Origin of the sequence: Streptococcus sp. DFI.7.26 (assembly GCF_022240605.1) — a bacterium.
Classification (GTDB): Bacteria; Bacillota; Bacilli; order Lactobacillales; family Streptococcaceae; genus Streptococcus; species Streptococcus xiaochunlingii.
Map to the genome: position 1 here is coordinate 1 of NZ_JAKOGN010000009.1, position 17,394 is coordinate 17,394.

The 17,394-nt window shown below is 46.1% G+C and carries 18 protein-coding genes; all 18 read right to left on the reverse strand.

Annotation, left to right across the window (positions count from 1 at the left end; genetic code table 11):
• Nucleotides 1–105: 105 nt before the first annotated feature.
• On the reverse strand, nucleotides 106–1,431 hold the full coding sequence (locus L0M85_RS07535; protein ID WP_238656771.1) for a HAMP domain-containing sensor histidine kinase: 1,326 nt from the start codon (nucleotides 1,429–1,431) through the stop codon (nucleotides 106–108).
• Nucleotides 1,428–2,081, reverse strand: coding sequence for a response regulator transcription factor (locus L0M85_RS07540; RefSeq protein WP_238656772.1), 654 nt, complete (start codon nucleotides 2,079–2,081; stop codon nucleotides 1,428–1,430). Before L0M85_RS07540 ends, L0M85_RS07535 begins: the two co-directional genes overlap by 4 nt.
• A gap of 72 nt (nucleotides 2,082–2,153) precedes the next feature.
• Nucleotides 2,154–3,530, reverse strand: coding sequence for an ABC transporter permease (locus tag L0M85_RS07545; RefSeq protein WP_238656773.1), 1,377 nt, complete (start codon nucleotides 3,528–3,530; stop codon nucleotides 2,154–2,156).
• 12 nt (nucleotides 3,531–3,542) lie between these two features.
• Entirely contained in the window at nucleotides 3,543–4,184 is a 642-nt protein-coding gene (locus L0M85_RS07550; RefSeq protein WP_023027590.1) for an ABC transporter ATP-binding protein, read from the reverse strand.
• A gap of 6 nt (nucleotides 4,185–4,190) precedes the next feature.
• Nucleotides 4,191–5,456, reverse strand: coding sequence for an FtsX-like permease family protein (locus L0M85_RS07555; protein WP_238656774.1), 1,266 nt, complete (start codon nucleotides 5,454–5,456; stop codon nucleotides 4,191–4,193).
• An 874-nt stretch (nucleotides 5,457–6,330) separates the two neighbouring features.
• On the reverse strand, nucleotides 6,331–7,953 hold the full coding sequence (gene groL, locus L0M85_RS07560) for a chaperonin GroEL (RefSeq protein WP_120701336.1): 1,623 nt from the start codon (nucleotides 7,951–7,953) through the stop codon (nucleotides 6,331–6,333).
• Nucleotides 7,954–7,976: 23 nt separating this feature from the next.
• Entirely contained in the window at nucleotides 7,977–8,261 is a 285-nt protein-coding gene (gene groES / locus L0M85_RS07565) for a co-chaperone GroES (RefSeq protein WP_048690539.1), read from the reverse strand.
• A 127-nt stretch (nucleotides 8,262–8,388) separates the two neighbouring features.
• Nucleotides 8,389–8,682, reverse strand: a complete 294-nt coding sequence (locus L0M85_RS07570) for a hypothetical protein (RefSeq protein WP_048690545.1) — start codon at nucleotides 8,680–8,682, stop codon at nucleotides 8,389–8,391.
• Between the two features lie 102 nt (nucleotides 8,683–8,784).
• Entirely contained in the window at nucleotides 8,785–9,639 is an 855-nt protein-coding gene (locus tag L0M85_RS07575) for a PTS system mannose/fructose/sorbose family transporter subunit IID (protein ID WP_042361448.1), read from the reverse strand.
• Entirely contained in the window at nucleotides 9,623–10,465 is an 843-nt protein-coding gene (locus L0M85_RS07580; protein ID WP_048690546.1) for a PTS sugar transporter subunit IIC, read from the reverse strand. Before L0M85_RS07580 ends, L0M85_RS07575 begins: the two co-directional genes overlap by 17 nt.
• Before the next feature lie 62 nt (nucleotides 10,466–10,527).
• On the reverse strand, nucleotides 10,528–11,022 hold the full coding sequence (locus L0M85_RS07585) for a PTS sugar transporter subunit IIB (RefSeq protein ID WP_006595112.1): 495 nt from the start codon (nucleotides 11,020–11,022) through the stop codon (nucleotides 10,528–10,530).
• A gap of 17 nt (nucleotides 11,023–11,039) precedes the next feature.
• Nucleotides 11,040–11,480, reverse strand: coding sequence for a PTS fructose transporter subunit IIA (locus L0M85_RS07590; RefSeq protein WP_006595113.1), 441 nt, complete (start codon nucleotides 11,478–11,480; stop codon nucleotides 11,040–11,042).
• Nucleotides 11,481–11,614: 134 nt separating this feature from the next.
• Nucleotides 11,615–12,922, reverse strand: coding sequence for an extracellular solute-binding protein (locus tag L0M85_RS07595; RefSeq protein WP_238656775.1), 1,308 nt, complete (start codon nucleotides 12,920–12,922; stop codon nucleotides 11,615–11,617).
• Nucleotides 12,919–13,605, reverse strand: a complete 687-nt coding sequence (locus tag L0M85_RS07600; RefSeq protein ID WP_006595115.1) for a response regulator transcription factor — start codon at nucleotides 13,603–13,605, stop codon at nucleotides 12,919–12,921. The genes L0M85_RS07595 and L0M85_RS07600 overlap by 4 nt, the downstream gene beginning before the upstream one ends.
• Nucleotides 13,602–14,921, reverse strand: coding sequence for a sensor histidine kinase (locus tag L0M85_RS07605; RefSeq protein ID WP_238656776.1), 1,320 nt, complete (start codon nucleotides 14,919–14,921; stop codon nucleotides 13,602–13,604). The genes L0M85_RS07600 and L0M85_RS07605 overlap by 4 nt, the downstream gene beginning before the upstream one ends.
• Nucleotides 14,921–15,907: a substrate-binding domain-containing protein gene (locus L0M85_RS07610; RefSeq protein WP_238656777.1), complete on the reverse strand. Its 987-nt coding sequence runs from the start codon at nucleotides 15,905–15,907 to the stop codon at nucleotides 14,921–14,923. The genes L0M85_RS07605 and L0M85_RS07610 overlap by 1 nt, the downstream gene beginning before the upstream one ends.
• 219 nt (nucleotides 15,908–16,126) lie before the next feature.
• Nucleotides 16,127–16,522 carry a single-stranded DNA-binding protein gene (locus L0M85_RS07615; RefSeq protein WP_006595118.1) on the reverse strand — a complete coding sequence of 132 codons (396 nt, stop codon included), beginning with the start codon at nucleotides 16,520–16,522 and terminating at the stop codon, nucleotides 16,127–16,129.
• Between the two features lie 237 nt (nucleotides 16,523–16,759).
• Nucleotides 16,760–17,386, reverse strand: coding sequence for a YtpR family tRNA-binding protein (gene ytpR / locus L0M85_RS07620; protein WP_238656778.1), 627 nt, complete (start codon nucleotides 17,384–17,386; stop codon nucleotides 16,760–16,762).
• Nucleotides 17,387–17,394: the final 8 nt, after the last annotated feature.

Consider the following 17,394-nt stretch of genomic DNA (forward strand, 5'->3'; position numbering starts at 1 on the left):
TGTAAAAGCTGATGAAATCAGCGTAGTAGAGCCCACTCAACCACTGCGTCTTGCTAAACAATCCAAAAATAATTGAGAGGCTAGGACTTTTGTCCCAGCCTCTTTTTATTCTTGTGGCTCCTTGGGCAGCTCCATACGGAAGCGCAAGCCCATAGCTGTTTTATCAAATTGGTAGGCCAGTTCTTCATGGTCTAGCAAGTGTTGGACCACGAAGAGTCCCAGACCTCCTTCCTTCTTCTGACGGCTAGCGGTCATTGGCAGCTCGGCGGTCTCTACCATTTCCTGGCTGGCATTTTCAATCGCCAAGTGCGTCCCTTCCTCTTCGAGACGGAGCTGGATCTCTCCACCCGCATCCGAATGCTTAACGGCATTACTGATGACATTTGAGAGAACCAATTTCAGAATCGCTGGGTCCATATAGACGGCTTTGTCAGGGATCTGATTGTCAATCGTGAGCGCGCGGGATTGAGCCAAGACCTTGTACTGGTCGAGGATCTGCTCTACGACCTGATCCAGCTGGATCCACTCCTTGTTACCGGCCAATTCTTGGACAGAGGACAGGGACAGGATTTCTAGGACGATCTGGTTCATCTCATCGACGATATCGAGGGAGACCGACAGGTAGCGGTCCCGATCCTTGTAGCGGCCAATCTTATCCCGCATATTTTCTAGGATAATCTTCAAGCTGGCTAGCGGCGTCTTGAGCTCATGCGAGGCCCCCCGTAGGAATTCGACCTTCATCTGCTCCAACTTCAGATTTTCCTGTTTCTGCTGCTCTAGATTGTCGATCACTTCTAGGAGATGGTGATAGAGGTCGTTGATCTGTTGCTTGAGGACGCCGATCTCATCCTGCGAATGAATGGGAAGACTGGCCGTCCGATCCAGTCGCTTCATCCGCTTGGTCATCTGCTTGATCTCAAGGATCGGAGCAGAAATCAGGCGGGCATAGAGATAGGAGGCAATCAGTGACAGAACAAAGGAAGCGAGGAGACTATAGGGAAGAAAGCCCAGACTGATGTCCCGCGCTTCCTTTTGGGAATCGACAGTTGCTAAGAATTGCAAGGTCAAGTCCTTCCCCTCTTTAGTCTGGATCTTTCGCTCCTCAATGACCAGGGAATTGTTCTGGCTGTCAGGGTTCAGGAGCAGGTCATCCTTGACCTCTATGGCATTTTGTTTTTGCTTTCCTTTGATAGACACCTTGATATCATTGGTCTTGGAATAAAGGTCGATGACCGACTCAATGGTCCCTTCTTCCTGGCCTTGAAAACTTTTGGCCAAGGCCTGTGATTTCTTCAAAATCGTCTGGCGCTGAGACTCGATATAGGTCGATGGGAAAATAAAGTAAACCGAAGCGTGTAGAAGGATGACTAAGCTACTAAAAAGGGCAAAGGTGATCAGAAAGATTTTTGCAAAGATACTCCGTTTGGTCATGGTCTCTCCAATTTATAGCCGACATTGCGTACCGTAACGATACAGTCCAGCTCCAGTTTTTTTCGTAGTTCCTTGATATAGACATCGATCACCCGGTCAAAAGGAATCTCCTCCGTCTCCTTCCAGACGGCATCGAGGATCTGAGAGCGGGTCCGGGCCTTGCCCTCATGCTGGAGCAAGTATTCCAAGATTTCCAACTCCTTGGCATTCATGGAGATAGCTTGACCAGCTAGGCTGGCTGTGTAGCTCTCAAAATCCACCCGTGCCTCTCCATAGATGAAGACCCGGGAAGGCTGGAGCTTTTTAAAAATAGCTTCGATGCGGACCTTCAAGAGGGACAAGGAAAAGGGTTTTTCCAGGTAGCCATCTGCCAACTCTCCAAAGGCCGTCAACTTATAGTCCTCGTCATGGAAGGCCGTCAACATGAGGACAGGGACTGAGCTGGTCTTCCGGATGGCCTTAAGCACTTCCAAGCCATTGAGGATAGGGAGCTGGATGTCCAGCAAGACCAGATCTGGTATCTCTCTGAGAAAGAGGTCCAGGGCCTCCTGCCCATCACCTGCTTCAAAGACCTCATAGCCACATTCCATGAGATAGTCGCTCATCCCTTCGCGGATCAGGACTTCATCTTCTACGATTAGTATCTTCATACACTTTCCTTTTATCTAAGAAACTTCTTCTACCTCCTATTATACCCTATTTCTATTTTAGGAAACAATCTCTTATTCGACATCCACCAAGAGTTCCTTTGGTTTCTTATGCAAGAGCCATTGAGAAGAAAGGATGGAAACCAGGATCAAGAGGAGCCCACCGACCAAGACAATCACCAACAATTGGCTCGGTTGGATATCCATATGGATATCAGTCAGGGTCTTACTGAAGCTTTCTGCCTCAGCTCCTCCACCAAGGTTGGCTGCAGAGGATTCTTGAGCCATTTGTTTAGCAATGCCACTGGTTACGTTCTTAAGCACCGTATCTCCGACTCCTTTGGCAAGAAGTCCTGCAACTCCATAGGAGAGGAGGAAGGCTGGGATGGAAATCATGACTAATTCTGCCACGAATTGTCCCGCAATCTGCACCTTAGAAAGTCCTAAAGCCAGCAAGATACCCACTTCTCTGCGACGGGCATTGAGCCACAAGACGAGGAGAAGGGTGAGAAGCAAGCTAGCAAAGATGAGGCTGCCGATAAACAAGTAGTTCGCCACTTGGAACATGCTGCTGATCGATTTTTGCAAGGCTGGGTAGTTGGATGAGCTCTTAACCAAGTCAAAGTAATTCCATGGGATATCCAAGGCTTTGATTTTTTCGATCAATTTATCCAGGTCCTGATCCCCTTTGGCAAAGAAGGTCGCATCCTCATAGGTAGCTGTTTGGACAGTATTGCCATAGAGCTTTGCAGCTGTATCTAGGTCAGAAATGAGGGTATCTTCATACAACTCTTGGGCGTAGGTTAGAGGAGCTTGGTTTTTTCCTGAGAACAAGCCTTTAATGGTCACTTCGACGGTTTCATTGGCACCTTTTTCATTGTCAGCATCATAGAGATTGGACTTGAGGCGCACCTTATCGCCTACCTTGAGGCCATTCTTTTTCGCCAAATCTTCGTGCATAAGGATTTGGTTTTTGTCCTTATCTGTCAAGTGCTCCCCTTGGACCAGCTTGTAGGCTCCAGAGACAAACTTATCTTCTTTTGAAGAGTCATTGACCCCTGTCACCATCAAGGTATTCTTGAAGTGTTTAGCCCGCTCTGGAGATTGATTTTGCAGGGTTTCTTCAGTCTCAATGATCTCGTGGTCTAGGATATCTGCGATGGCATTGATCCGCTTGATGGAGGAGGTGATCCCCTCTACCTGACTGATTTTTTCGATATCCTCTCCTCTGAGATTCCCAGCCCCCCGAGGGGTTCCCGGATTGGTCCGGCGGTTGATCTGCATGGAGAAGCTATTGGTGATGGATCCCAGACTTTCCGATGAAGCTTGTTGGGTCGCTCCCTTCATAGAGAGTCCGATCAGGCTCAAGGTCCCCATGAGGAGAATAATGGCAAATAGCAAGAGAGACTTGGGCCATTTACGTGTGATATAAGCAAAAGCATTTCGCAACATAGCATTCCCTCCTTACTTGCTCTTCTCAACGAGGCTACGACGACTCAATTCCAAGACCACATCGGAGGCTTCTGCCACTTCCTTACTGTGGGTGACGACGATGACACATTTTTGGCGTTCCTTGGCCAACTTCTTCAAAATGGCAATGATATCACCTGCTGTCTGTTCGTCTAGGTTTCCCGTCGGCTCATCAGCCAAGATGACAGGTGCTTCTGAAACGAGCGCACGCGCAATGGCCACCCGTTGCTGCTGCCCTCCGGATAGTTGGAGGACATTGCGTTTGATTTGCGTTTCGTCCAATCCCAATTCCAAGAGAATCTCTTTCCCAGCTTGTTTGTTGACCAGGCGGACATTTTCAAGTGGCGTCAAATAATCAATCAGATTGTAATTCTGAAAAACCAAGGAAACATGGTGCTTGCGATGGTAGCTAGACCCTTTGGTCTGAATGTCCTCCCCATCAAAGAGAACCTGCCCCTTCTTGGGATTGTCCAGACCAGCTAGGAGGGAGAGGAGGGTTGATTTCCCAGTTCCCGACTGGCCAATAATACTGTAAAATGTCCCATTTTCGAACTGATAGTTCACATTTGAGAGGATATCTTCACTATAGCTTTGGTAACTATAGGCTACATTCTTGAGTTCTAACATATGTGTCATTTCTCCTTAACTCATTTTTGTTAATATTTCTTTTGGGGTCTTGCGCCAGATCATGCTGGTAGTTACACCGAGCGACAGAAGGATCAAGCATAAGAGGCTAGCATAGGCGATTCCTAAGGAAAGGCCTTGAGGGATTTGGTTGAGCAAGTCTAGGGTCTGCTGTTGACCGGTCTGTCCGACAAACTGCTCTAAGAAACGATGGCTGACCATCCGTCCGATGAGAAAGGCTGGGATCACCGCTAGTAAGGATACCAGCACCACCTCCAAGAGGAACTGTCTAAAGATCCGACCCTTGCTCTTCCCAATGGATAAGAGCACCCCGATTTCATGGATCCGCTCCCGTGTCCAGAGACTGAGTAAGAGCGATAGGGCACCGGCTCCAGTCACTAGGAGGACGATCATCATGATCCGTACCAGGCCTTCTAAGGTCTGAGAGGATTCCTTCATCTGGTCAAAGGCCTTGCGATCTTCGACCACGCGTAGCGATTGCCAATCCAGATCCAAGCTTTTGACTTGCTTCAAGAGGGCATCGATTTTCTCAGGATCTTTGACGCCAAAGGTGGCCTGGGTCACTTCTTGCTGACTGAGACCAAGAAGCTTAGTCGCATCCTCATAAGGGAGGTAGACTTGATTCTCACTCAGATCAGAGGTCATTCCTGTGAATTTTTCCTGTTTCTTACCCGAAAAGATTCCAACGATTTTAAAGGTTTGCTCTTTGGCAGGAGTCTCTCCCATCTGAAAGCTGGATAAGGTCAAGGAATCTCCGACCTTTAGCTTGTTCTTCTTAGCCAACTCTTGGTGGATCAAGATCTGGCCACGAGCCTTATCAGATAAGTGCTTGCCTTGCACCAGTTGGAAACTGCCACTGCGAAAATCCAGGTGCTGGTCTGTCTTCTGGGTGAAGACAGCGCCTAGCGCTTGCTTGGCTTCCTGACCCAGATCATCCCGTTCCACCGACTGCTGCCCAGTCACCGCTTCTTTACCAAGAATGCGAACGGGACTTTCATATTGAGGAACCATGCCTCCTACCCCAGCCAGTTGCCGCACCTTTTCAGCTTCCTTCAGAGCAAAGGGAGTATTCCCCTGTTTACTGGTCAGGGCAAAACTGGTCCCAGCCGACTGTTTAATATGGTCCTCCAGTCTTCCTCCCACTTGCATCAGTGAAAAACAGAAATACAAACAAGAGAGGATCAAGAAGAGAATCAGAAAGAGGACCAGATTCCTCGTTCTTTTTCGAGAAATATAGGCGATTGCCTGTTGCAAGAGAAACATCTCCTACCTCCATCTAAAAGAAAGACTCCCCAGTTTATTGATAGCAACTGGGCTCGCTTTCATCATTTGTTGCTTTCATTATAGAGGAGAAATGTGAAATGTTTATGAAATACAAAAAACTCCCCCAGAAAAATCTGGAAGAGCCTTAGCAAGGGGTGGATGAAAAAGTTTAATATGAAAAAGGTCGATAAAAATTAAGAATCAAAAGTTTTAATTTATTCGATCAAGTTTTTGTCTTTAGACATGTATGTGGGAAGTATTCCCCCCTTGCTCTAATGTAGAACTTTTTCTACTTAATATATTTTAACGCATCTTTGTTACAAAATAAAGGAATTTGTATTGCATTTTTATTCCAAATATCGAACAGGCAGGTTACTTCAAAATATCAACTATCTATCTACCTGCTTCAAAGGGTGTCCTCCCCGTGATTTCACTATATGTAAACAAAAATCCGCACCTCAAATGACGGCTCTGATCCCCATCGGATTGATCTTAGTTTCTTCAATAAAGGAAACCGACCTGTAGAAAAGACCGGCTTCAGCCAAATTTATTTCACAAACTTTCGTAATATATATAAATATGCATCCTTCTGCCACAAAGAAAAGATTAGAATAATCAGTTCATCCAATGATCGATTGAGGATTGGAGACTTGCCAACCTCTTTGAGCTAGTAAGACGTTTAGCCAAACCGCCTGATAGCGGTTGGCGTCAAATGATTAGAAGCATAGCCTCAATCAAGCACACAGATTACGACAGAAAATAAAGAAGGCCGATAATGCCTTCTTTGTTTTCTTAGTAAGATGATTAGGTAGGCCGCAACAAAGCGGCTACCGTCCAATGATTCGGTGCTTTAGCACCAATCATTGGTATCAGATTACATCATCCCACCCATCATGCTTGGATCCATAGCCGGTGCTGCTGGAGCTGGTTCTGGTTTGTTGGCTACCACTGCTTCGGTCGTCAAGATAAGGCTCGCTACGGAAGCCGCATTTTGAAGGGCTGAACGGCTCACCTTCACTGGGTCGATAATTCCTGCTTCAATCATGTTGACCCATTCACCTGTTGCAGCATTGAAGCCTGTTCCGACTTCTGCATGTTTCAAGCGATCGATGACGATTGACCCTTCATATCCTGCATTGTGGGCGATTTGGCGTACAGGCTCTTCCAAGGCGCGAAGCACGATGTTGCGTCCTGTCGCTTCGTCCCCTTCCAATTCAAGGGTTTCAACTGCAGAAATAACATTGGCAAGGGCCGTACCACCACCGGCAACAATTCCTTCTTCAACCGCTGCGCGTGTCGCATTGAGGGCGTCTTCGATGCGGAGTTTCATTTCTTTCAACTCCGTTTCAGTTGCAGCTCCGACCTTGATGACTGCAACGCCACCAGACAATTTGGCCAAGCGTTCTTGGAGTTTTTCACGGTCAAATTCTGACGTTGTGGTTTCAATTTGTGATTTGATCACGGCCACACGGTTAGCGATAGCTTCAGGATTTCCTGCACCTTCTACAATGACTGTGCTATCTTTGTCCACTGTCACTTTACTTGCTTGACCGAGCGCCTCGATGGTCGCATCTTTCAACTCAAGACCGAGATCTTCTGTGATAACAGTACCACCTGTCAAGATCGCGATGTCTTCTAGCATAGCTTTGCGACGGTCTCCAAATCCAGGAGCCTTAACAGCTACGACATTGAAGGTTCCACGAATCTTGTTCAAGACAAGCGTTGGGAGAGCTTCTCCATCCACATCATCCGCAATAATCAAGAGCGGACGGTTGCTTTGAAGGATACTTTCAAGCAATGGCAGGATTTCCTGGATGTTTGACACCTTCTTGTCGGTGATCAAGATATAAGGATTTTCAAGGTCTGCCACCATTTTTTCATTATCAGTGACCATGTATTGAGAGAGGTAACCACGGTCAAACTGCATTCCTTCAACGACTTCCAACTCTGTTTCCATTCCACGAGATTCTTCAATCGTGATCACTCCGTCGTTGCCCACTTTTTCCATGGCTTCTGAGATGTATTCACCGACTTTTTCAGAGCGAGAAGAGACAGCCGCAACCTGGGCGATAGCTTCTTTATTAGCAACTGGAATGGCATTGTTTTTCAAGGCTTCAACAGCTGTTGCAACCGCTGCTTCAATCCCACGACGGATACCGATTGGATTCGCACCTGCTGTAACGTTCTTGATCCCTTCACGGACGATGGCTTGGGTCAAGACAGTCGCAGTGGTTGTTCCGTCTCCAGCGATATCATTGGTCTTCGAAGCAACTTCTGATACCAATTTGGCACCCATATTTTCGAAGTGGTCTTCCAATTCGATTTCTTTGGCGATGGTCACCCCATCATTGGTGATCAATGGTGACCCAAATGATTTTTCAAGGACCACATTGCGACCTTTTGGTCCCAAGGTCACTTTCACAGTATCTGCTAGGATATCCACCCCACGGACCATGGCTGCACGAGCATCTGATGAAAATTTAATTTCTTTTGACATACATCTTTCTCCTTTCTGATTCTTTAGGCTTCAACAATGGCAAGAATACTTGCAGTCCCAACAATCGTGTACTTCTCATCGCCGTCTTTCACATCAACGCCTGCATGATTTTCCACCAAGACCGTATCACCGACTTTGACACTTGGTGCTACCAACTCGCCACTGAGGGTCCGAACTCCCTCACCTACAGCGATGACTTCTGCTGTTTTGGTTTCAGCTTGACTTGCTCCTGCGATGACAAAGCCACCGACTGTTTGCTCTTTTTCTTCTACTTTCAAGACCACGCGGTCTCCTAATGGTTTTAACATGTCATTCCTCCGTTCTTGTATTTTAGCACTCTTCAACATCGAGTGCTAACTCATGTTTCTATTGTATCACTTGGTCAAAAATAGTCAAGAAAAAAACACCTCAATCTCTTCGAAGTGTTTTCGATTTCTAGCCAACCAAATTTAGTTTTTGTTGGTAAGCTTGGATGACTTTTTGTAAGTTGGCTCGACCACGATACATCCCATACCCCACTAGCAACATCCCTGCTATTCCAATCAGGGCGACCAAGCTACCTAAGATCAAAAATAGGAGGGAAGTCTTGTGAAAGAAATAAATCAGCAGTCCACCAATACTGGCCATGAGAAAGAGCACACTAAACCAGCGACCCAAGTTTTCCAACATATGGCGTTGGTAGCGAATTTCCGTCTCATACCCTTTTATTAATTCTTGTCTGGTGTGCATAGATGCCTCCTTCAATAAAAATTGAGAATGAAGTATTCGTAAAGGAGGTCACGTACTTCATTCTCAATGCTCCGGTTGCAATAAACTGTTTCCAGTTTTCTCTTAGTATTTGAGACCTGGATCAAAGATTCCAAGAGCTACCCCAGCTAAGGCGATGATGACTAAGAGAAGCATGACCTTGTTTGGTGAGACTTTCTTCTTCGCCATGAGCCACCAGCAAAGCGTGATAAAGGCAGCAGTCAAGAGACCTGGATAGACGCCATCAATCTTTTCTTGGATTTTAAGGAAGGCTTCTCCGTCAGCATTTTTGAATTCGAGGGCTGTTGTAACAGAGACCCAAGTCGCTGCTACGGCACCGATGACCATACCACCGACCACACTAATCGCTTTACGAAGGGCTTGTCCTTTTGGTCCTACAAGGAATTCAACAGCCTTGTCCCCTAAGTGATACCCTTTGAAGAAGGCGAAACGCATGCCTAAGTAGACCAAGAGGTTCCAAACGACGATATAGAAGAGAGCCCCTGCAATGTTTCCGCCTTTAGAAAGACCAAGGGCAATCCCGAGAAGTACAGGGATTAAGGTCCCAACAACCAAGGAGTCCCCAATCCCAGCGATTGGACCCATCAAACCAGCACGCATCCCGTTGATGGTTTCGCCATCTACTGCTTCTCCATTGGCACGCGCTTCTTCCAAACCAGCTGTAATCCCTACAACAAGAGATCCTAGTTGGGGCTCAGTGTTGAAGAAGGCTGTATAGGTTTGCATGGCTTCTTTTTGTTCTTCTTTGGAATCATACATTTCTTCCACGATTGGAAGCATCGAAGTCAAATACCCAAAGGTTTGCATGTGTTCTTGAGAGAAACAGGTCAAGTGACCATAATACCAATGATGGAATGCTTTGGTTAGCGTTTTCTTTGAAATTTTCTTTTTATCAGCCATCTTAGATATCCTCCTCATCATCGTCAAAGTCATTTGCTCCAGCAGGGACGACTTTCATTGTTTTAATCACTTCAAGTTCATAGTAGATCACTGCAAAAATCAATGAAACTACCGCACTCGCTACCAAGTTCAAGCCAAGAGATTTTGCCAAGGTAAATCCAACAAAGAATGGAATGAAGTCTCTCACTTCTGTAACGATTTGCTTCAAGAGGATGGCAATACCGACACATGGAAGAAGGGCACCGACTGTAAAGAGGGCTTTCATCCAGTAACCATCCATTGGAAGGTATTGTTTCATCAAATCCACCATGTTTTCACCGTATTTGGTGATAATCATCGTTGGAAGGAAGGAGAAGAGGAAGTGAGAAATCCATGGGTAAACCCAGTCAACTGCGTAGAGTTTTTTGAAGTTTCCTTCTTCAACGGCTTTCCAACCGATATGTTGCCAAAGCAAGTTCATGGTTGCAGTACCGTAGAAAAGAACGGTACCGATAGTCCCAACGGCTGCACCGATTGGGGCTGCTGCCGCTGCAATTGCTGCCTCACCAGTAATATTGTTGGCATGAACAAATAAGATGGAAAGAGGAATTCCGATATAAGAAATAGCCCGTACATCGGCAGATACAGTTCCACCAGGTGTTACCAAAGCGATATAAACGACCTGAAGGGCAACCCCGACCATGATACCGGTTGTCACATCTCCAAGGATTAACCCTGAGATCAACCCACCAACTAGGGGACGACCAAGTGTATAGTTCCCGATACTGGAACCACCCATACCAGGCATTGAAGACAAGCTGGCGAAAATACCAAGCAAGATTGCTTGAATCCATGAAATTGTCATAACAAACGCTCCTTTTGTTTGTAAGTATAGTTTAGTGACGAAGAGCTAGGATACTCCCCTCTCTAGAATCCGAATTTTGATTTAAAATCATCCCAGTAACCGATGGATACATCTGGAAGCAACTGGAATTTCACCTTGTAGCCTGCAGCCTGAATGGCTTCGATGGCTTCTGCTTCTTCCTGGGTGATGGATTGGTTATTTCCCAATTTCACAGCACCCGGACGGTCATTTGCAGGACCGACAATGATTTCTTTGACATCGCCTGGGACAAACCCTTGGTCTACCAAAATTTCTTTCATATCGATGGGGTTCTTAGTAATCAAGAAATAGCGAGTTTCTGATTCCGTTACTTTTGCAGATTTTTCTTTGAAAGCTTCCTTGGTCCAGACAAAGGTTTTTTTATCTGAAGCCCCTTTATAGGCTTGGATCAAGACCTTATTAGAAGCTGCTGCGTCGTTGACAGCGATCAAGCCATCACAAGGCTTTTCTTTAGCCCATCGAGTTACTGTTTGACCGTGGATCATACGGTCGTCAATCCGTACAAATGATACTACCATTTTCTAACCTCCCTTAGTTAAATATCATCATCTTCTTCATCGTCACCCTCTACCGGGGCAAGGGCAAATTCTTGCAAGGCAGTGGAAGCTTCGGATAAAATCACCTGGGCTAAATCAGCCCCCTCCATCATGTCCTTCATCACAACTGCTGTCAACGCCATGGTCAAGTTCATTCCACCTAAGATCAAGGCTGTACTCAGCTTTCCTTGCTCCTCTAGCACTGTCGCTGCCGTTGTCAAAGGACTGCCACCTACAATGTCTGCTAGAACTAAGACAGAGTCCTCATCTGTTAAATGGGAAATCGCCTGACGAAAATCATGAGCAAAATCATCTACCGATTTGCCTTCTTTCAGTCCGACCGCAATCACCTGATCTATCTTATCCCCAGCAAACATTGCCAGCGAACTTTTCAGACCTTCTGCCAGTCCACCATGACTGACCAATACCAGATACTTCATCCTTTCTCCTCCTTTATGATGACCTTATTGTATTGTTTTTGAAAGCGTTTTACTATTGTCATTTGTCACAAAGAAAAGTTGACATCTGTCAATAAAAAAATGACATCTGTCACTTGACAGATGCCTAGTTGCTCTTAACGAAACTTCTCCCGAAGCATTTCCTCAATAATCTTTTGAATTTGAGGCAATTGATTATCAATATCCTTTGCTTTTAGAGCATTATAAATCAAATAATCCAATCGATCCCAGATATCATCGGGTAGGTTGCCAGGAGTACTTAGGACAGCCTTTTTCATAATCTGGTCCAGGGTCCGATTCGTCAAGGAATCAACCCCGAAATCATCCGCTTTAAGAAGGTCCCGACTTTCCGAACTATTGACCACCGAAGGGAGGACAGAGGTCCCCTGCGACTGCCGGAAGAGGTCCTGCTGGACCTGCTGGTCCTGGGTCAAAAATTCCATGAATTCCTTGGCCTCCTTGCTAGCACTGGCCCGAGAAGACAGAGCAAACAAGGACGTATCCACTAAGGTTGACGGAGTTGATCCAGAAGCCCCGGGCATAGGGATACAGGTCCAAGTGAAATTTGAATATTTGGCAACATGATAGGGATAAGGTTTATAAGTTCGGTACTGGGCCAAGGTCATCGGATAAAAAGCGACCTTGCCTTCATCAAAATCCTTAGAAGTGACATTGAAGTTGCCATGAAGGGCTTCGAGTTTTTCGACAAAATAGAGCGAGCGCTTCATTTCTTTACTCGTAAGATTAATACTGTCCTGACGGAAAAGCTGGCCCCCATGGGCTGCCAAAGCCTCCCGCCAGGTATAATCTGTACTTCCAAACTGATCCAGCTCACCATCTCCATCCGTATCCCTGGTCACCTTTTGACAAATCGTATAAAATTCCTCCAAAGTCCACCCCTCTTTTGGAATAGCAATCCCTTCCTTTTCCAATAAATCCTTATTGACACACATCAAAACAGGATTGCTCTCAAATGGGAGGGCATATTGATGATTCTTGTACTTGCCTGCTTCTAGGGCGACTGGATAAAAATGAGAAGGATCGACCTGTTCGCCCATCAAGGGGGTCAAATCTTCCACCGCCCCACGCGCTGCTAACACTGGGAGCTCTGTACTGGATACCATATAGAGATCGGGCTCCTGCCCATGGAGGATCTGATTGGCTAACCAGCTCGCATATCGATTCTTCGGAATTCCGCTTTCGTAGACAATCTTTACCCCTGGATGCGTTTTTTCGAAACGAGCAATCGCTTGGTCCAAGACTTTTTCTTCTGTTTGGGTGGGCACATCCCAGCTAGAGCCCGCGTAGACCCCCAAACGGACAATCCTAGGCTGTTGCTGCCACCAAATCCCACCAGCAAGTAGAAAAAGCAAAAGCAAGCCTAGAAACAATCTGGAGCCTCGAATCTTACGTTTTTTCTTCATCGGCTATCACTTTCTGTTCCAAAGTCCTTAGTGGTCACACCTTTTTGAACAGACCAAATAGCCAACTGGGTCCGATCCCGCAAGTTCAACTTAGACAAAATGGTTGATAGGTAATTCCGAATCGTTCCCTCAGATAGGAACAATTTGGCTGCGATTTCCTTATTAGACTCCCCAAAACCAACCTGCTGGATGATCCGCCATTCGGTCAGGGATAAGTCGCTCACATATTCTTCAGAAACGGAGATTGTATAATTGCTCTGAGCCATCTGAGAAAAAATCTGAAAAACCTTACTGGCAATATTGGGGTTAATCATGGCTCCCCCATGATAGACAATTTGAATGGCTTGGTAGAGTTCCTCTGTGGAAGCCCCTTTGAGCAAATACCCTGAAGCTCCATATTTCAGAGCCCGAAAGATGAAATCATCATCGTCGAAGGTGGTTAGAATGATGATTTTTACCTCAGGGAAGCGTTCCTTGACTTCTTTTGTCGCCATCACACCATCCATCTTAGGCATACGAATATCCATCAATACAACATCTGGTCGATCTTGGGGGATTCGCTCTAGCACCTCATGACCATCTGCCACTGCAGAAGTCACCTGAATATCTTGATGAGCAGACAAAATAATTTGGAGCGATTCGCGAATCAGCGCTTGATCATCCGCAATCATTACTTTGATCATAAAAGATTTCCTCCTTTTTCTTTGGGCAATTCAATTCGTGTATAAAATCCATTTCGATTGGCAAATTCGATCCTTCCTCCCAAGATAGAGATCCGCTCTCGCATTTGCTTCAAGCCGTAGCCGACCTGCAGTTGGTCAAAGCCGACCCCATTATCTTGGAGAATCATGACATAGGCATCTTCCACCAAAAAGAAAATCTGCATGTGGCTGGCATGACCGTGGCGGACAGAATTGGTCATGGACTCCTGAATCACTCGAAAGACAGTATCCTCCACCATGACATCTAGATCCACCTCATCCCAGTCATAGGTCAGATCGACTTGTAGGTGGGAAATGGCTTGGTATTCGTGAACCAATTTCAAAACTGCATCCCTCAAGGTATGATCCTCCAGGGCACCTGGTCGCAGCTTGTTCAAAGACCCCCGGACGTCCTTGATTCCATCTCGTACCACCGTAGAGACCGATTGCAGCTGGGTCTTGGCGCGACCAGGATCAATATCAATCAGAACCCCAACCGCATCAATCCCTGCAGAAATGCCCGTCAAGGCATGGCCCAGAGTATCGTGAATCTCTCGTGCGATCCGCTTGCGCTCCCGGTCCTCCGCAATCTTTTCCGAAAGGGCCATGTAGCTATTTAATTCCGTATTGACCTGCGATACCATTTCTAACTCTTTTTCGATTCGATGGTGCTCTGCTACTACCGATAAAATGTAAAAGAGAAGAGAAATAATAAAGACAACCATATTTAAGGAAGCTAGCGCATTTTTAGCGAATAGGATGAGCATCCGAATCGATGAAGGATAGAAGGCGATATAGGTATCTAGCGACGGCAACTGCACGACAAGAGAGAGGATGTCATAGTTGGTCACAAGGAGGACAATGAAACTCAGAAGGATAAAGGCAAACCAGTAGCGCCTGTCCTTGGAACTACTAAACTCCTTAGAACCGTAAAAGATATCAGCAAATACCAAAAGGATGATCCCATTGTAGGAGAAGCTGAGGGACATCATGACGCCTAACATCAGCAGTATTTCTAGGATATTCCACTTGTCAAAAACCGACCACTCCTGTGTCCCTGGGCGCATCCGATAAAAGGTAATGAGAAGAATCCCTCCAAAGAGGAGGATGGAGATCCAAAAGTTCTGAGCGGGGGAACTTGGTATTTCTCTTAATTGCTCCAACAATTGATAGCCCTGCCCCTTGGCAATGATGTAATTGGTCGCATGCAAGTAGAGGGAACTGCTAAATAAGATGGCGATAAAATTAATGATTTTTAGCAAAATCAAACTATACCGAATGCCACGAAGCTTGGTCATTACTGCCACCCGTTGACATCATAGTGGTCAACATTATCCTTATCAATCATCTCTACTGGAATCTTATACTGTTCCTTGTAGGATTTACCTGTCCTCATGCACTCAATCACTTGCATCACCTGTCTCCCCATTTTAAGAGGAGATTGGGCAACCGTTCCTTCGATATCATCCGTCGTCGAGAGCAAAACTTTCATATCCGGAGAGCCATCGATTCCATAGATAGAAATCGGCTGAGCTAATCGGTTTTCCTTGATGGCCGCTAGGGCTCCGATAGCTGCCCGATCATTTAAGGCCACGACCGTATCAAATACCAGACCATCCTGAATGACCTGGGAAACAGCTGGTAAGGCCAATTCCGTTTGACCACGGGTCTCTTCTCTCCCAACAACCTGATAGGCAGGCTCCGACTGAATGGTGTCTAAGAACCCTTGGATCCGTTGCTCTGCCGATACCGTCCCCTTATGCTCTAAGAGTAGGATCTTCGCCTCATTTTTCTGCTTCATCAGACGCTGGGCGACCAAGACCCCGGCTTGGTAATTATCCGACACTACACTGGCATCCACCGTGAAATGGCTGAGCTGACTATCCACTGCAATGATTTTAATCCCTGCCTCTTGAGCTCGCTTCAGGGAAGCAATGATTTTAGGGCTATCTCCTTTTACGGGGTTAATCACAATCACATTGACCTTTTGTTGACGAAAATAATCTATTTGCTGACTTTGTTTTTCCTCGTCCAATTCTGGATTACGAACTAGAAGCAAATCCCCTTTTTCGTCAGCCACTCGTTCAATCTCTGCATTCAGTGTTTGGTAGAATTCATTGTTCATGGTCATGTAGGTCACACCAATCCGCATCTGCCCTTTTACCGGTTTTAGTTGGCTAGCATTCAAGTAGATGACCACTACCACAAAAATCAGGCTCCAAAATATCGCATAAATCATCGCTCGATTCCGTTTCTTTTGAACGATTTCCTCTTCTAATTCCATCTCTTCTCCTCTTAAAAACGGATTATTTTGCTACATCAAACATTTTCGTTCGCATTTAATACCTTTTATTATAGCATTTTTTACCAAGAGCTTGAAGGTCTCTCGGAAATGAATGCGTTTTACGTCTCTATCTAGATAATAACTTCTCCCTACAACTTCAGTAAGAAGTTTCGAAAAAGAAAAAACGACACAGCTGACCAGCTGCACCGTTTTCTTCTGTTAAAATGGAAGCTCTTCCTCTTCGAGGATCAGATCCGCTAAATCTCCTCCTGCTCCATTAGCCCGCATCGCTCGTTGAGCGCGACTTTCTAAGAGCTGGAATCCTTGACAGAGCACTTCTGTCACATATTGGGTCGTCCCATTCTTCTCATAACGTCTGGTTCGAAGCTCGCCATCTACTGAGAGCAAGCTCCCCTTGTTGGCATAGGATACAAGGGTCTCTGCTAATTTCCCCCAGACCACTAGGGTGATAAAGTCCGCCTCACGCTCGCCATTTTGATCCTTGTAACGCCGATTGACAGCCAGGGTCGCACGCGCAACGGACTTATCCGTACTGGTCTTATGAAGCTCCGGGTCAGCCACAAGGCGCCCGATTAAAATTACTTTATTGTACATATTTCTTCCTCCTACTTATATAATTCGTAGTTTTCTAGCTATTTGAGGAAAAAATAAAAAAAAGAGAGTGGGACAGAAATCGGTAATTCGTTAGAATTCGATTTCGTCGTCCCACCTCCGCACAGTTGAGTAGGGCTGTAAAAGCTGATGAAATCAGCGTAGTAGAGCCCACTCAACCACTGCGTCTTGCTCGACAATCCAAAGACAATTGAGGGGCCGGATTTCTGTCCCACTCTCTTATCCTTGCCAGTGACGAGCGGGGTCAAATGGAGTTCCCACCTCTTCTGTATCCTGCAATTCAATAATACCACGTTTTTGTGGTGCATTTGGCAAGTGCAATTCGCGTGGGCTACACATCATGCCAAAGCTCTTTTCTCCACGAAGGGCTCCTGGGAAAATCAAGCTGCTATCTGGCATCATCGCACCTGGTAGAGCCACGATTGTCTTGAGGCCTTCACGCGCATTTGGTGCACCTGCTACGATCTGAACCGTCTTGTCTAGTCCAACAGCCACTTGGCAGATGTTGAGGTGGTCACTATCTGGATGAGCAACCATTTCAACGATTTGCCCCACGACAAACTTAGGCTCCTTGTCATTAACCAAGACCTCTGCAAATCCTTCAGCTTGTAATTCTTGATTGAGGCGTGCAACTTGCTCATCACTCAAGAAAAGTTGCCCCTTGCCGTCAAGGGCAAAGAAAGTCGAAGCCTCAAAAATATTCCAGGCCACTGTTTCTTGCTTGTCTTCACGGTAGACACGGGCTACTTTGCCTTTGCGCTCGACTGCTAACTTGGCATCCCCACTATTTTTCAAGGTGAGCATTAAGACATCACCGACTTGTTCTTTATTATAGGTTACAATCATTCTTTCTC

What these genes read in the sequence shown, in the direction of transcription:
- L0M85_RS07580 (WP_048690546.1), bottom strand. Translation starts at nt 10,465, where the DNA reads ATGACAATTTCATGGATTCAAGCAATCTTGCTTGGTATTTTCGCCAGC.
- L0M85_RS07600 (WP_006595115.1), bottom strand. Translation starts at nt 13,605, where the DNA reads ATGATCAAAGTAATGATTGCGGATGATCAAGCGCTGATTCGCGAATCG.
- L0M85_RS07615 (WP_006595118.1), bottom strand. Translation starts at nt 16,522, where the DNA reads ATGTACAATAAAGTAATTTTAATCGGGCGCCTTGTGGCTGACCCGGAG.
- ytpR (WP_238656778.1), bottom strand. Translation starts at nt 17,386, where the DNA reads ATGATTGTAACCTATAATAAAGAACAAGTCGGTGATGTCTTAATGCTC.
- groL (WP_120701336.1), bottom strand. Translation starts at nt 7,953, where the DNA reads ATGTCAAAAGAAATTAAATTTTCATCAGATGCTCGTGCAGCCATGGTC.
- L0M85_RS07595 (WP_238656775.1), bottom strand. Translation starts at nt 12,922, where the DNA reads ATGAAGAAAAAACGTAAGATTCGAGGCTCCAGATTGTTTCTAGGCTTG.
- L0M85_RS07555 (WP_238656774.1), bottom strand. Translation starts at nt 5,456, where the DNA reads ATGTTTCTCTTGCAACAGGCAATCGCCTATATTTCTCGAAAAAGAACG.
- L0M85_RS07610 (WP_238656777.1), bottom strand. Translation starts at nt 15,907, where the DNA reads ATGGAATTAGAAGAGGAAATCGTTCAAAAGAAACGGAATCGAGCGATG.
- L0M85_RS07605 (WP_238656776.1), bottom strand. Translation starts at nt 14,921, where the DNA reads ATGACCAAGCTTCGTGGCATTCGGTATAGTTTGATTTTGCTAAAAATC.
- L0M85_RS07545 (WP_238656773.1), bottom strand. Translation starts at nt 3,530, where the DNA reads ATGTTGCGAAATGCTTTTGCTTATATCACACGTAAATGGCCCAAGTCT.
- groES (WP_048690539.1), bottom strand. Translation starts at nt 8,261, where the DNA reads ATGTTAAAACCATTAGGAGACCGCGTGGTCTTGAAAGTAGAAGAAAAA.
- L0M85_RS07585 (WP_006595112.1), bottom strand. Translation starts at nt 11,022, where the DNA reads ATGGTAGTATCATTTGTACGGATTGACGACCGTATGATCCACGGTCAA.
- L0M85_RS07535 (WP_238656771.1), bottom strand. Translation starts at nt 1,431, where the DNA reads ATGACCAAACGGAGTATCTTTGCAAAAATCTTTCTGATCACCTTTGCC.
- L0M85_RS07570 (WP_048690545.1), bottom strand. Translation starts at nt 8,682, where the DNA reads ATGCACACCAGACAAGAATTAATAAAAGGGTATGAGACGGAAATTCGC.
- L0M85_RS07540 (WP_238656772.1), bottom strand. Translation starts at nt 2,081, where the DNA reads ATGAAGATACTAATCGTAGAAGATGAAGTCCTGATCCGCGAAGGGATG.
- L0M85_RS07575 (WP_042361448.1), bottom strand. Translation starts at nt 9,639, where the DNA reads ATGAGGAGGATATCTAAGATGGCTGATAAAAAGAAAATTTCAAAGAAA.
- L0M85_RS07590 (WP_006595113.1), bottom strand. Translation starts at nt 11,480, where the DNA reads ATGAAGTATCTGGTATTGGTCAGTCATGGTGGACTGGCAGAAGGTCTG.
- L0M85_RS07550 (WP_023027590.1), bottom strand. Translation starts at nt 4,184, where the DNA reads ATGACACATATGTTAGAACTCAAGAATGTAGCCTATAGTTACCAAAGC.